Origin of the sequence: Umboniibacter marinipuniceus, from assembly GCF_003688415.1 — a bacterium.
Classification (GTDB): Bacteria; Pseudomonadota; Gammaproteobacteria; order Pseudomonadales; family DSM-25080; genus Umboniibacter; species Umboniibacter marinipuniceus.
Genome location: NZ_REFJ01000001.1, coordinates 264071 through 279298, shown reverse-complemented (window position 1 = coordinate 279298; position 15228 = coordinate 264071). Strand labels below are relative to the sequence as shown.

At 49.9% G+C, this 15228-nt stretch carries 10 protein-coding genes; 2 read left to right on the top strand and 8 right to left on the bottom strand.

Annotated features, from left to right (window positions below; genetic code table 11):
- Positions 1 to 629: 629 nt before the first annotated feature.
- Positions 630 to 1640 (bottom strand): GSU2403 family nucleotidyltransferase fold protein, encoded by a 1011-nt coding sequence (locus tag DFR27_RS01280; protein ID WP_121875648.1) that lies wholly within the window; start codon positions 1638 to 1640, stop codon positions 630 to 632.
- Positions 1641 to 2135: 495 nt separating this feature from the next.
- Here DFR27_RS01280 and DFR27_RS01275 point away from each other — a divergent pair, with 495 nt between their 5' ends.
- Entirely contained in the window at positions 2136 to 2915 is a 780-nt protein-coding gene (locus DFR27_RS01275) for a hypothetical protein (RefSeq protein ID WP_121875647.1), read from the top strand.
- A 268-nt stretch (positions 2916 to 3183) separates the two neighbouring features.
- On the opposite strand, the gene DFR27_RS01270 is transcribed toward DFR27_RS01275, so the two are convergent.
- From DFR27_RS01270 to DFR27_RS01250, 5 genes are all read right to left on the bottom strand, one after another.
- Positions 3184 to 3750: a SixA phosphatase family protein gene (locus tag DFR27_RS01270; RefSeq protein WP_121875646.1), complete on the bottom strand. Its 567-nt coding sequence runs from the start codon at positions 3748 to 3750 to the stop codon at positions 3184 to 3186.
- A gap of 65 nt (positions 3751 to 3815) precedes the next feature.
- The gene (locus tag DFR27_RS01265) at positions 3816 to 4979 is read right to left on the bottom strand and encodes an FAD-dependent oxidoreductase (RefSeq protein WP_170150733.1); all 1164 of its coding nucleotides are present in this window, start codon (positions 4977 to 4979) and stop codon (positions 3816 to 3818) included.
- A gap of 167 nt (positions 4980 to 5146) precedes the next feature.
- A complete protein-coding gene (locus tag DFR27_RS01260) occupies positions 5147 to 7813 on the bottom strand; it encodes a TonB-dependent receptor domain-containing protein (RefSeq protein ID WP_170150732.1) in 2667 nt (888 codons plus the stop codon).
- 82 nt (positions 7814 to 7895) lie between these two features.
- A complete protein-coding gene (locus DFR27_RS01255; protein WP_121875643.1) occupies positions 7896 to 9497 on the bottom strand; it encodes a hypothetical protein in 1602 nt (533 codons plus the stop codon).
- 168 nt (positions 9498 to 9665) lie between these two features.
- Positions 9666 to 10331, bottom strand: coding sequence for a hypothetical protein (locus DFR27_RS01250; RefSeq protein WP_121875642.1), 666 nt, complete (start codon positions 10329 to 10331; stop codon positions 9666 to 9668).
- Between the two features lie 103 nt (positions 10332 to 10434).
- Here DFR27_RS01250 and DFR27_RS01245 point away from each other — a divergent pair, with 103 nt between their 5' ends.
- Positions 10435 to 11559 carry an aromatic ring-hydroxylating oxygenase subunit alpha gene (locus DFR27_RS01245; protein ID WP_121875641.1) on the top strand — a complete coding sequence of 375 codons (1125 nt, stop codon included), beginning with the start codon at positions 10435 to 10437 and terminating at the stop codon, positions 11557 to 11559.
- Here DFR27_RS01245 and rlmB read toward each other — a convergent pair.
- Both rlmB and rnr read right to left on the bottom strand, forming a co-directional pair.
- Positions 11556 to 12296: a 23S rRNA (guanosine(2251)-2'-O)-methyltransferase RlmB gene (rlmB, locus tag DFR27_RS01240; RefSeq protein ID WP_121875640.1), complete on the bottom strand. Its 741-nt coding sequence runs from the start codon at positions 12294 to 12296 to the stop codon at positions 11556 to 11558. The genes DFR27_RS01245 and rlmB overlap by 4 nt on opposite strands.
- Positions 12297 to 12341: 45 nt before the next feature.
- Positions 12342 to 15086 carry a ribonuclease R gene (gene rnr, locus DFR27_RS01235; protein ID WP_121875639.1) on the bottom strand — a complete coding sequence of 915 codons (2745 nt, stop codon included), beginning with the start codon at positions 15084 to 15086 and terminating at the stop codon, positions 12342 to 12344.
- Positions 15087 to 15228: the final 142 nt, after the last annotated feature.

The following is a 15228-nucleotide window of genomic DNA, read 5'->3' as shown; positions in this document are numbered from 1 at the left end:
GTGCTTGGTGCTTGGTGCTTGGTGCTTGGTGCTTGGTGCTTGGTGCTTGGTGCTTGGTGCTTGTCATTATCTTGATTCTTCCGTGAAGTATAATTCTAATCGCAGTCAACATTATTTTAGTCAATTAGATTGCACAAGCACCAATAATAACGGAGGCGGAGATTGTGAACTAGCGCACGAATTGATCGATATTGCGTTATTAATGAGACTGCGAATGTGACATTTTCGACCACGCGGTTGTCTTTGTAAATGAGTCCACACTAAAATGTCACAGTCGACGTTAAGCTACATCGCACGTCATAACTGGCGTAGAGGCATGAGGTCGTTTAAAGTCGATTGATGTGAAAATATATACGTTTAAAATCAGAGCTATATTTCAACACTCCGGAGGCCGAGGCCAGTGGTTCGAACCCACTAGGGCGGGCCATACTCCAAAACCAGGTTCGAATCGATTCTCGACTTAATTCAATGCTTCGCCCCGCGAGCAATTCTCAACATCCCGAAAACTAAAACTGAATTTATAGTAAGACCTAACGGCCAACCGAATGACATCGGACGAGAATCAGTGGCGCTGATAAATCGTCTTGGGCAAATTATCTTCAAGGCTAAGTCAACTTGCCAGTACCATCCTACAACGTTAACGGATTCAACTCCTTCGGCAACTGCTGAGCCGCAGCTTCCATCTGTCTCATGAACTTATCGCCCATTTTCTCGGCCGCCTCCAGAGCCGCATAGATGGCGCCAATATTTCTATCTGCCAAGACTTTCAGAACTTGTTCGGCCTGATATATATCCTTTACTGACTTAGCCGCTTGCGATGCTGGCCTACGCTGACTGGTCACTAATTTGTGCAATGCAAACCGAGCAGGTTCAGGTACATTGACAAGAAGTCCCGTATCGAATGCGGCAACCGCCGGCTGAATTTCGTGGAGCAAATAATCTAAAAATCGAAGGGGTTCTGCAGCCGCATTGAATTGCTTTATATAGACTGGCTTCGAGTCTGGTTTTCCGCGCATTGGCGTCAACAGTTCAACACTATACTGTTGTCCTCGAATTTTATAGGCAGTTGAAGGATGCTTGGGATTCAGCATGCCCACTTCAACAAATCCCATACCGCTATCTTCTAGTATTTGAGTAAGATCAACTGACTTATCATCAACCACCACCGGCAATTGAGTATCGACAGCTATATCTAGATCGCTCGTCGCGAACGAGTCTGACCACACAACCCCAAGCATGGTTCCTATTAAATTAAAGGCGGGCGTACCTATTAAAACGCCGCCATAAAGGAACATCCCGCTTCGCTCTAAAAGCTTTAGCACCTTACCCTCTTGTGCTGTAAGCGCCCGCGCACCTCCCGCGAGTAGCTGATTAACCAAGATAGCTCGAGCCCTACGATCGACCTCTCCTGCCGCCCACAGCGCTTTCTCTCTCTCGACGAGTTTTTGAGTTTCTTCGTTATCAGGACCTAAATATCTTTGAATTGGAGCTTGGCCAACTTTTGTTGATGTGTAGACGTAATATTGATCGCGAATTTTTTTCCGTACAAACGAAATACCTTTACCATCGAATGCAGGGGTTTGGCATGCTGCTAATAAATCCAAGTAAGCATTTTGAGTATTATGGCTTAGCTCAATCATTTGCTATCATCCTAGACTGGCTTATTCGGAGTATAACACCATTATCATCCGAGCGTATAAAACTTGGATGATAGTACTCGCGAAAATAGGCAAAAGCCCGATCGCGGCGCAATCGTGTCGGCGCCGCCGAGCAAAGATGTCGTTGAATATTGAACAAGTTGCAAACAGCCGAGTGCACTTTTAAAAAACTGCATGACATCGGGCAAAAATCGGTGGCGCTTGTAAATGCTCATGGGCAAATTATCTCGGCGGCGGAGTTAACTTGTCAGTACCTATCCGAGGAAACGTCTAAGGCTAACTGACCTTTTTCCAGCAAATTGAACCACGACACCCCTGAGATGTCCAAGTAGTTGATCAGTCCCCATTTATAATGCCGAGGCTAAGTAGATCCGAGGGGTTGTGGTGGTTTTTAAAACTTTGTTATATGATCCAGCCCCAGTTATTAATTGCCTAATAAATAGTTTCAAAAATAATTAGCTTAAGGAGAAGCATCATATGTTGCGCAGTACTCTAATCACGGTTATCGCGCTGAGTTGCGGCACCACTTTTGCGGAGACGCAGAATACCGCACTTAATCAATCATTTAATCACGAACTAACACTAGGCGCTTCGACTTGGAATAGAGAACGTTCTGATGTGACCGAGGATTCGCTATTAGTCGGTTACCGATACAGTTTTGGCGAGATCAAAGTCGACGCACCCTTTAATGCGCTCAACTTTTTAAATCCAAGGTCGTCACTAGCGATTTCGCGGGAATATGTGCAGTGGGACTCAGCTTATCATGAGGGTGACGATTCATTAATGCTGATTGGTGGCAGCTATGTAACGGACAATCAATTTATTTTTACGTTGCTAGACTTGGATTCAGATGTGAGTGCAATTTCTGTTGGTAAGCAGTTCAACGGTACCCAGCGGATATCACTTCAGTTCGCAACGGAAGTTGATCTATTCGGTGCAACCTATCGCGAGTATCTCGACTTTGGGGACTCCTCCGGACTTCTTTATGGCTTGACTTTAAGCTCTGACTTTGACGACTCAATGGGTGGAGTGTTGGATTTAGAATACTTTTTTGATCGTCAATGGAGTGTCGCTGGCAGATATTCTCATCAACAATATTTGGATGATTATACTTGTTTTCAGTGTGACAGCCGACGAACGCTCTCACTGAAAACCAATTACTGGTTTAATCAGCAGTTTGGGTTATCAGCTGTTTATCGGCACGGTTTTGACAACGTATTCAATGAACTTGGGATTGAGTTTGCCGTTAGATTCTAAGATGGGACTCTGTATGGCTGAGGTTCGCCTAATGCGGCGCTCGGCCATGTAGAGAGATAGCGTTTCCTCACCATAAATACAATGTATAAGCAAACGAGCACTGAAATTAGCAACGTACATTCAGCCTATCGGCACCAATTTCGCATAGCTTCTCGAATCACCAAGACACCAAGTTAAGCGGATAAGTCCGCGATGTTACCTAAGCTAAAACTGAGTTTGAAGCAGGCCTAATGCACCAACTTTTTGGAACAGTCCGCTAAGACTGACGTCAGTGACTCGAATCCTCTGAAGCTACACATTCAAATGTCTGTAGCTCAACCCGTAACTCGCCTTCCCTCGTGATTCGATACAGGCGGTTATAGTGCGTTTCGTCTAGATCGTCCACCTCGGCCGACGCGAGTAGGCTTGCCAGTTGCGGCGTGGTGTTTGAATGCCCTACCACCACAACGTCACCAGTATAGTCGTCGAGTTTCTTGGCAAGGGCATCAAGAGCACGTGGATCGTAGGTTTGTAGTTTAAGCTGGTGATACTGTGCCACTGGGCGCGCGGTGTCAGTTGTGCGTACATAGTTAGTAGTGAACACTGCCGTCACAGAAGCCGAGGCAAAATAGTTAGCTAGCCACCGTGCGCGCTGCTCACCACAGAAAGTTAGCGCAGGGTCCTCGCCGCCAAGTTTCTCTGCGTGCCTAACAAGGTAGATATCGGCTGAAGCTGACGGCGCAAAAGACAATGTATAAGTGACTGCCAAAGGCACTAGCGCCACCAGCGGTTTGAATAGGATTCGACACCAAGACGATCGCACTGGTGCAACCGGCGTGAGCACTGGGGCTGTCATAATAATTCCTCGTCTTTGAGGGATTCAGTGTACGCCGTTAAGTCCGCTCAAGAAAGTGTCGCCTACTAAGAAACTGAAGGCCGTGTCATAGAGGTTGGATTGGTACTCGCCTCTCCCTTGGACAGCGATGAATTGGGTATGCTAGCCACCTTCTTCGCAACGTCCTTCGCTAAGCTTGGCGCCGAAGTCCACTTCCCCCCAAAGACATTACAGAGCCTACCGATAACTTCTACTTCCGCCTCTCTGGAGGCCTTAGACATCCCCTCTTCACTCTGCACTATTGGCCTGACACCAGACGTCGTAGCAATCACCTCATCGGGACTCAGCGCAATATTGAAGTGACGATTATAAATCTGACTCAAGTAGCTCCTTTCGTCTGCGCTAATTCCGGTGTTCGTCGGCCCCGCCTGACTTACCTCGGTGGTACCAAAGAGTGTTTTCCCGTTCAACGGCAGGGCGAAGATGACGCGCTTTGCATCATCTTGGAGCACAACACCGTGCGCTATCCGCCGGTTAATGATCAGATGGCTACCGCGAATATAGTCAAGATGAAAGCGGCTGCTAATACCCGATGACCTCAAAATATTACTTGCCCACGGTCCCGCTGCATTAACCACCTTATCGAAGTGTAAGCTCTCGCCCGTAGCCAGCTCTACCTCGCCATCAACGCTCAGCCGGCTCACAGAGCACTGAGAACGAAGGTTTACTCCCAGCGTTTTGAGTTCATCAATGATAGCCGCCATCAGCGCTTGATCATCCATCATGACGTCAAAGTAGCTCCAGGCTCCTACTAAGTCGCCATGCTTCGCATCGGGGAAGCGGCTCAGATACTGATAGCGACTCCACCAGCGGCTCGCTCCTAGCGAGTAGCGGCCACTCAGCCACTGATAAAGCTTAACGCCAGCACCAATTAACCATCGGCTTCGCGTTTGAGATCGATAGATGGGGATAAAATTTTCCACGACACGCGTTTGTTGAGGGTACTGCTTTATCCAGCTAGCACGTTCCATGAGCGCATGGTAAACAAATCTGAGCTGACCGTGTTCAAGGTAGCGCAGTCCGCCGTGCAACATTCTAGACGATGCGGAGGAGGTAGCTTGGCCAAAATCTCCGCCCTCAATGAGGGTAACGTCGTTGCCTTTCATGGCAAGTTCACGGGCGATACAAAGCCCATTTATTCCACCGCCAACTACGCCAATTCTTACCGCTTTTTTCGAATTTTTAGGCACCAGAATTTCTCCTTTGATACCTTAAATTTAGCAGCGTATTTTCGCTAGCGCTAAACATTTTTATCAATGGTCGAAAATAGGGTTGAATGGCTTTTTCTGCCTAAGATGAAAGAAAAACGCCCACTCAATAGTGGGCGCTTACACAGCTCGATGGCGCTAGTTGTCGCTTAGAATTCGTAGCGAAGCCCCAAGCTGTAGCTGCTACCCACCGTTTGTTCAACAATGGTCGTATCACCCTGCGCAAAGGTGACTTTTTCGTCCAATAGGTTTTGCACCTTGAACCGAACTCGCAACGCCTCTAGCGGAAACACATCGACGTTTAGATCCAGTGAGTTGAAGGGTTGCTCATAGGCATCTGGCGCACCCGCCCGCCCAGCAAAGACCAGTCGCTCGCCGGCAATGTTGTAGACCATATTGGCCGACACCAAGCCGCCGTCTGAGTCGTAGCCAAGCGCCGCATTGGCCACCCATTCAGAATGACCATTCATCCGCCGTGTATTATTTGTCAAACCAATATCCGATTGGGAAATCTGAATTTCCGAATCGGAAAGCGTAAGATTACCGCTGACAAACAGACCCGAGCTCAGTTGGGATAAATCTTTCAACATTTCGAACTCCACCCCATAAACCTCAGCGGAATCGGCGTTCACAAAACCAATCACTAAGTTATCGTCAGAGCCCGGGCGTTGGATCGCCTCAATAGGCGCACTAATATCCTTATAGAACAGCGTAGAAGTTAAGCTATCGCCATTTTCAAAAAACCATTCAAAGCGTAAGTCTGCGTTGGTGAGATCAGAGGGTTCTAAGAGCGGATTACCCACAACGCGAAATTCAGTGACGGTATCAATATAGGTTGCGTCGGAAACTTCGCGTAAGTCTGGTCGAACCACCGTTTGCGATACTGAGGTGCGTACTTGAAAGGTCTCCGCGCCCAGAAAGTCACCGTTACTATAGGTGAGCGCCAAAGACGGGTACCAATCATCGGATACACTGAAGGAATCAACGATTTCCTGCTCGCTCAGTCCCACTGGATCATCGCTATAGTTTAAGCTGTCGTAAGGCAACGAGAACTGGGTATATTCTTCCCAGCGGACGCCTGCGTTTAGACGCCAAGCTTCTGATAATTGAACATCCAAACTACCCCAACCTGCGTGGCTCTCCAAAAAAGCAACATAACTTTCAGAGCCAATGCCACCCGTTCGGAAACCTAAGCCGCTAGTCACATCAAGAAGGCTCGCATCGTCGAAAATACGATCTGGCAGGGTGAGAACATCGCCACTGTCGCGTAAGTCTGCGGCGTTTTGAACGCCTGCGGTACTAATGTTGGTGGGGAGATATTCGAAGTGACGAACCTTGAGCCAATAATCGTAGCCACCACTTATGGTCCATTCGCTGTCTCCAAGCTCATCACCAGCCTCGAACTCCCAGCCATAGCTTTCGACCTCATCATCAAGACGAGTCCAGTTAAAGGAGGCTACACTTGAGGATGAACGAATCGCCGAACTCACGAGCTCGCCCCCGGTCGTTAGACTATCCAACCCCAACACCGAGACTTCTCCTGGCACATCACTGGTAGCCGTCGCATCGGAGTAGTACCAGCCCGCACCCAAACGTGCGAAAAATAGCGTGTCATCAAAGCGATGACTTCCACGCACTTGATTAACAAATAATTCACGCTGTTCGTAGCGAGTAGCCCATTCTCGCTCTCTGTTACCATCCGCTAGGATAGTATTCAGGTCATTGCCGATGGCCACGCGGGTTTCATCTTCAGTATTACGAAGAAACAGTGAACTAAAGAGAAGTTGATGATCATTCGTGTAACGCAAGCCCACGTTAAAGGCCCCCGTTAACGAGATTTCATTAACCGTTCGCTGAGTATCGGTGTAGATGTCATTGGGTTGAGCCCAATTTTTGGTCATTCGATGCTTGTTGCGCCATTTATTCTCTTGTCCAGCAAGCGCCAAGAAGCCAATCTCTAAGTCATCGGAAAGAAAGAAGTTATTACCCAACGCTAACTTGGCGTTGCGGTCGGGATCTAAGGATTGGTGCTGAATGGCAAATTGGCGATCTAAGCTTGCGGCGTAAGATTGATTAATTGCCACCGCATCATTTCGCGTTGCTGAGATATCTGAACTCCGCAGCGTCGCAAAAATATTTGATACGCTGAGGTCGCCACGATAGTCCGTTAATCCCTGACTAATAGCGCTTGGAAACGCCATACTGTCAGCGGCTGCACCCAAGCTATCTCCGCCGTTGGAGTTTGTAAAGCCATCCTTCGAGCTGCTATTAAAGCCGCTAGATAGCTCTAAGTTCAGGACAAAGTCATCCGGAATTCCTTTGGTGCGAATATTGATATTGCCGCCGCCAAAGGCAGCTGGCAGATCGGCACTGTAAGACTTTTGAATGACCATTGAATCAATGATGTCGGTAGGAAAGATATCCAGAGGAAGCACATTACGGCTAAAGTCTGGAGAGGGTACTTGGGCACCGTTGAGCTGAGTAGAAGAATAGCGCTCCCCTAAACCGCGAACATACACATATTTACCGCCCAGCAGAGTTAATCCTGGTACCCGACGTAGCGCGGCGGCTAAGTCCGAGTCGCCTGCTCGGGAGATAGTTTCGGCGCTTAAGATGTCAACTTGGTGAGACTCTTCAATTCGCTCCACAATAAGCTGCTCTGCAGCGTCGCGCTGACGTCCAGTGACCAAAACTTCTTCAATCGGCGCTGGTCGCTCGGGATCGAATCCGGTTTGCGCCATTACAGCAGGGCTACTAAGCAGTGCCAAAGCAATCGCTGAAGCAAGCGCGGAAGGAGTAAATAAATTCGGCTTCATGAGCTTAAACCTAATAATTGTTGCATGAAAGGAAACAGAGGTTTGATGAGGTGCTTCGCACCCCACCATTGAGTGCTAGCAGTTAGTTGCTCACGCCAGCGGGGAGTGAGTCTAACCCCACCGTCCATCCTGCAGTCCAGTCGTCTCCGTCTTTTACCGCACCAATGAAATCTGAGTCGTCAAAGCGGGTATCGATGGCCGTTAGCGTCACTGGGCTAGCACCGAGGGTTTCGGCAGCACTGATATAGCCGTTTCGGATTGACTGAATTTCGGCCAAATCGGTGGTCACAGCGTTGTCGTTTCCGCTTACGAAGGTCGCCATATCAACAAGGGTATTGCCGTCAATGTCTTCGGTCCCCGGATCCTTGAGCGGCTCAGAGCCAGCGAAGATATTACCCTTTAACTCAATTCGACCCTGCGACGCTTGATAGGGCGCTCCGTCATCAAACTCGACGAGTTCATTTGATTCACCCGTGGCGTTGTAGGTGGTGATAATGGAATTGTACAAACCGCCGTTAAAGCCCTTGCGGAAAAGAACACCCTCGGAATCTCCGTGCGTACCTCCCGCACTCTCATCTGAGGCCGAGCTCAGGCAGGTCATGTTCGCGATTTTTACGTCCGTGTAAGGCATCAGCGAGTGCCACATTTCTTCCTGGTTACCCGTTCCAGATGCCTTACTCTGACCATCTGCTTCAATACAGCGGTTGCCATCCATTTCTTCATGAACAATCAATGCGTACTGGACGACACCCGTGTGACCATCAGTGAAATCGAGTGAATCATCATCTACAAAGCTCAGGACGGCATGTGATACCGAGACATCACCGCCAAAGAATTCCAGGCCATCATCGTAGGTGCTGTAGACCTGAACATAGTCCACTTCGGTGTTCCCACCCACGGCATAGAAGCTGATGCCGTTCAGCTCATCGCCCTCTGATACTTCGAAGCCCGAGTGCTTGACCACCACATAATTGAGCGCACCGGAGCTCTCATCATTGTTGTCACCGCCGTAGTAGGAAGGCACCCCCTCGGTCTGCACTGCGCAAGTCGCATTGTTACGCTGATCGTCAGTACAGGCTTGGGTTATACCATTGCCATTCAGCTGCAGTCCACCCCACTGCTGACGCGCATTTTCCGGATTATTACTATCTTCAATGTCAGCAATTGATGTGAAAGTAATAGGGGCATCAACAGCTCCACGAGCAATAATCTGCGAGCCACGGTTGATGCGCAAGAAGGTGCCTTCCGGGAACGCTAAGGTTGCGCCCTTGTTGACAAACAACACCGGACCTTCGGGAGCGCCACCTTGATCCACCGGCGCATTGCCCGCGCTCGGCACTGTGCCAGCTATGGAGTTATCTACGTCCTGTCCTATCTCCAGCGCTCCCGCAAATTTATGAACACCGCCGCTCTCTAAAACGCCAAACGTCACATCGGCCATCACCGGCTTACCGGCACGGGCAAACTCTAACGAGTAAGAACAGTTGCCATCAGATAGGTAATCGCCTTGGTAGCTCGTACCGTTGACGTCATAGGCGGCGCATGGGTTGGTCACTCCGCCTCCGTTATCACCGCCAATATCGCCGCCGGTTATGGTATTGCCCACGTTCAAATCGACGTCGCTGCCGCATGCCGCGAGGACGGTTGATAGACTCATTGCGAGGAAAAGTTTATTGCGCTTCATGGTGCTCTCCAAAACAATTATTAGCTAAGCCTGTCGGCTTGGTTATTTTCGAAACTGTGGCTAGTTTGAGCGCCTAAGATGACAATTCGGTGTCGGGAATATTGCGATAGCGTTAACGCTTTGTGACAGGACCATGACCTTGGTTTAGTGTGAAGTTAATCATGCCCCCTACAATAACAGGCGAAGGTCTACGGTTAAGACAAGCCGTTGATTACCCCGCCGGATAACCAGCGTAGTCAAATCCTTCGGAGCAAGTTCAAGCCAGGATGTTTGGGCTATTTCAGGAGTGGAGAGTAACGCGCCATCTATCTCGGTTATGACATCGTTAAGGCGTAACGCCGATTGCGTTAACCAAGACGGATTAACCGCGCTAGTAATCTTTAAACCTCTGCCGCGCCCAGTTCGAGCGAACCACTCAACCGCCACAAATTGATCAAATCTTAATATTCTAGCGGTGGGCGGCTTGCTAGCTTCCTCGCGCTTCACAACCTGCGGCGCTTGCCGTGCAGCGGATAAGCGGGCAAGTGAAGATTGCTCACCAAGATACCAACGCTGCTTTCCCTGTGGACCGTTGAGTTCAATGTACCTTGGAGTAATTAAGGTGATAACTCGGGGGTCGGAGTCACCAATGCGCTCGCCAAGAAAACTAACGCTCATTGAGGAATCATCGCTCACAATGACGCGCGAAAGCTGTGGATCCGCACCGACAATAATGCCGCTGAGATGTTGTGAAAGCGCCAGGTGCGAAGTAAGCAGACTCCAACACATCCATCCGCTATTCAGTATCTTTTTACGCCACTGCGACACAATCACCACCTCGTCTTGATGCTTCAATTCCTCCTAGCCTAATTGCGATGTGTTACAAGTCCGTTAACGATCGTGTTGCGTAGGCGGCGTAGGAAGCGGTAGCAGGTAGGTTAAATTTATTGACCTCTGAGTGAGTATTTATCACGTAGAAAAACATGAAGTTTGCAGTAATCTTCAGTTAATCATGAGTTGTGAGCATGCCATCATGTCTACCTTTGACCCCATTATTGCTAGTGATTATATCCTCCCCGAAATTTTGTCACTGGAGGATCAAGCCGTGTTTGCCAAGAGTTGGCATTTGGTCGGCTGTGCTAATGACCTATCCCAGCACGGTGATTTCTTTGTGACCCATATCGGGCAGGAGTCGGTAGTAGTCATCAATGATCGGGGGGCGCTGCGGGCGCTGAGTAATATTTGTCGCCATCGCGGCCACCCGCTACTTACTGGTAGTGGTAATACGCAGCAAATTAGCTGTCCCTATCACAGCTGGCGCTATCAGACAGACGGGCAGTTACTTCGTGCACCCAATGCGAAGCGCGTGGCAAATTTTTCGACAGCGGACATTTGCCTCCCGAGCTATGCGGTGCGGCGCGAACAAGATCTAATCTGGGTTTGTCTTGCCCAGGACGAGCCTTTCCCCGCTCACCAACTGGCGCGTGTAAGCGAAGAAATTTACGAACGCTTAGGCCCGCTCTCGGCGCTGAATTCGCTTACGCAAAGCGAGTATTACATTGCGGCAAATTGGAAGGTGGTGATGGACAATTACTTAGAGTGCTATCACTGCGGAGTAGGCCATAAAAGCTTCTGCGAAGTGATGGCGCTACCTAGCTACCATGGTAGTGCGGACGGCTGTTGGAGCTTACAAACAGCTCACTATACGGGGACGATACCACTGCCTCTGAATAGCCCTAAAGAGTGGGCATTTTTTAGCTTTTATCCCAATATGATTATTAATATCACACCCGGTGTTAGGCAGATAAATTTTATGCAGGTTGTTCCTGTGAGTGCCGAACAAACCTTAGTGAAACTAAGGACGTGGCGTGATGGTGAAGAGAACGCGCTGACAGCGTTACTCGCTAACGTCATACTAGATGTAAAACGCGAAGACATTGCCTATTGCGAGGCCGTGCAACGTGGCTATCACAGCGCGAGCTTTACGCAGGGCATTGTTATGGCAGACGAGAGTGGCGGCCCACTTAGCGAGCTCGCCGTACTCCATTTTCACCAATGGCTGAAGCACCGGATGCCGAGTTAGCCTAACTGACGCTGACGTACTGCTTCGAAAAGAATCACACCCGTTGCCACAGAAACATTGAGCGATGACACCGAACCGGCCATGGGCAGGTTCACCAAAAAGTCACAATAATCACGAGTTAAACGGCGCATACCTTTATCCTCAGCACCCATTACAATGGCCAAAGGTCCCTTGAGATCCTGTTGATAAACCGTTGTTGGTGCCTCGCCTGCGGTGCCGACAATCCAAATTCCAGCCTGCTGGAACATATCTAGCGTGCGCGCCATATTGGTCACCACCACAAATGGTGTGGTGTCCGCAGCACCACACGCGATCTTTCGTGCGGTGGCGGTAAGCCCCGCTGATTTATCGCGGGTGGTAATCACAGCGTGCACGCCCGCCGCATCGGCTGAACGCAAACAGGCGCCAATATTGTGGGGATCGGTGACGCCATCTAACAGTAGGAAAAACGGCGGTTCATCCAGGGATTCGATCAACGACGCGAGGTACTTTTCGTCTTTCAGCTCGCCCGGAGTACAACGGGCGATCACACCCTGATGGTTGCCTTCAACCATCTCATCCATCACTTTTCGTGATTTAGTGGTTACCGAGATACCGTCTCGCTGGGCTTGCCCGAGTACTTTCTGCAGCCGTTGGTCACCGCGACCCTGCAAAACAACGAGCTCTTGGACACGTGTAGCGTCGGTTTTGAGGAGCGACTGAACAGCGTGCAGTCCAAAAATTAAATCCATCTTCAGTTTCCTAATTGTTCATTGCGTTGCAAAGGTCGGTTTCGCCAAAGCTTAGCTGCGTCCAAACTGCCACCAGCGTTTCTTTTTCTCCGCAGGTTTGGCCTCCGCAGACACTGTGTTAGACGGCTTTTTCGCCTTTGCTTTACCTGGCTTCACGCGCGCCTTAATGGCGGCGTGGCTCTTCGACACATTACGCGTTGACGCATCTCCAGCGCTCTCGGGTGCGGCATTCGTCCGACGTCTCGGCTTACGGGTATCCGTGTTGACGTTGCCCTGAGAGCCAAGGAAATCCTCACCTTTGGCGGCGGTTTGGGGACCTCGTTTGGCCTTAGCTTTAGGCTTTGGCTTGGCTTTCACTGCACCCAATGGTACGGCCTTGTCAGCAGCTTTCGCTTTTGACTTAACTGGCTTAGGTGCACGTTCCTTAATTGGCTTTGAACGTTTCGCTGGCGACTTTTCCACCTTTGAACGCGGCCCGGATTTAGCTCCAGCAGCCTTTGCTTTGCTACCTGAACGAGCGGTTCTTTCACCCTTCGCTGCAGCCTTATTGCCCCTACCTTTAGTGGCGGATCGGCGTGACTCGTGACCAACCAATTCTAGATCTATCTTGCGCTCATCGAGGTCAACGCGTGCCACCTTAACGCGGACGCTGTCGCCTAAGTTGAAGCTATTGCCGCTGTGTTCAGCCACCAGTCTTTGCTTGGCTTGGTCGAAATGATAATAATCTTGAGTCAAATTACTGATATGCGCCAAGCCTTCAATGAACAAATCCTTCAGCTCAATAAACAAACCGAAGCTGGTGACGGTAGCCACCGTGCCATCAAACTCCTCGCCAAGGTGGTGGCGGAGGAACTCACACTTTAGCCACGCAATCACGTCTCGCGTTGCTTCGTCGGAACGACGCTCTGTCATGGAGCACTGCTCGCCCGCCTGCAACATGGCGTTCATATCGTACGGATACAAGTCCGCAAAATCTGCTGACTCCGCATCGGGGTGTTTCTTCACCTTAGCGCCGTCATTCTTGGCAATCAACGCGCGGATTGCTCGGTGAACCAGTAGGTCTGGGTAACGGCGAATTGGGCTGGTGAAGTGGGTATAAGCGGAGTACGCCAAACCGAAGTGACCTTCGTTATCTGGGCGATATTGAGCCTGAGCCATAGAGCGCAACATCATAGACTGAATCACGTGTGCATCAGGCCGCTCGCCAATACTGCCTAGCAGCAGCTGGTAATCAGCGGGAGTAGGCTGATCGCCACCCGTTAAACTCAATCCGAGTTCACCTAAGTAAGCACGAAGGTTTTCTAGGCGTTCTTGAGCCGGCCCTTCGTGGACTCGGAAGAGCGCAGGGATGTTAGCCTTAGCGAGTAATTCTGCCGCGCAGACGTTGGCCGCTAACATGGCTTCTTCAATCATCTTGTGCGCATCGTTGCGCTCTACTGGAACGATTTTTTCGATCTTACGCCCAGGGCCAAAGATAATTCTTGGCTCGACCGTTTCAAAGTCAATCGCGCCGCGCGTATCACGTTTCGCCCGCAACGCATTATAGAGTGAATGAAGGGTCTCCAGATCCGCAATTCGATCTGCAAGACGAGTGCGAGTTTCCCCATCCGGCCCTTCGCTCAGCGCGCGGCCCACTTCACTGTAGGTTAAACGCTTATGGGAGTGAATTACGGCCTCGTAAAAACTGAAGTCATTAACCTCGCCGTCCTCGCTGAGCTGCATTTCACAGACCATCGCAAGGCGATCAACTTCAGGATTGAGTGAACACAAGCCGTTAGACAACTGCTCAGGCAGCATCGGCACCACATAACCAGGGAAATAGGTAGAGTTACCGCGATTAATTCCCTCGATATCTAACGCACTCATTGGTTTCACGTAATGGGAGACATCAGCAATGGCCACATAGAGCGTGTAGCCGCCGTTTGCTTTGCGCTTTGCGTAAACCGCATCATCAAAGTCTCGGGCATCTTCGCCGTCAATGGTTACTAACGGAACACTTCGTAAATCGAAACGCCCAAGCTTGTCACTGTTGATAACCTCTTCTGGCAACTCGTTGGCAACCTCGGTTACTCCCTCGGGCCATTCTGCGGGGATCTGGTGAGAATGGATAGCCACCTCAATCTCCATACCCGCCGACATGTTGTCACCCAGAACTTGGATAATTTTCGCCGTAGCCAAGTTACGCTTGCTGGGAAAGCTGATTAATTCAGCCACCACCATCTGCCCATCGCGAGCGTCGAGCTGATCCTCGGGCGCAATCACAATGTTCTGATTAATCTTTTGATTATCAGGGATTACATAGCGAACGTAGCCCTCATCCACAAAACGCCCCACCAAGGTGGTATTGGCTCGCTGCGTGATATGGATGATGGTACCTTCACGGCGACCACGACGATCCACCGCGCCTGGACGAACCACAGCGATATCGCCATCGAAAGCCTTGGCCATTTGATGCTGATTGATAAAAATATCATCCGAGCCGTCATCGGGACGAAAGAAGCCATAGCCATCTCGGTGCCCGATAATTTTGCCGTGCAGCACGTCGGCCTTACTCATTGGCACAAAGCGGTCACGGCGATTTAGCAAAACTTGCCCATCACGAATCATTGCCTTAAGACGACGGCGTAAACCCTCGCGCTGGTCCTCGGATTCCGCTTGAGCAAGCTCGCACAATTCTTCGTAGCTTTGAGGTTTGAGGTCTAACGCCTCGAGCAACCATTCACGGCTAACAACAGGATTGGCGTAATTTTTCGCTTCGCGCTCAGCATGAGGGTCGGCTTTCGGTTTTTGGGGCATATAGTATTTGTATTCCACGGTTAGTGTTTGATGTTTATGCAATTATAAGCTGAAAACGTACAAATAAACTTTTTATTATCGGGCTAATCACTAGATTTTAGTCAGTAATTACACGGCTAAGCCCCAAATAGGGGGATGATTC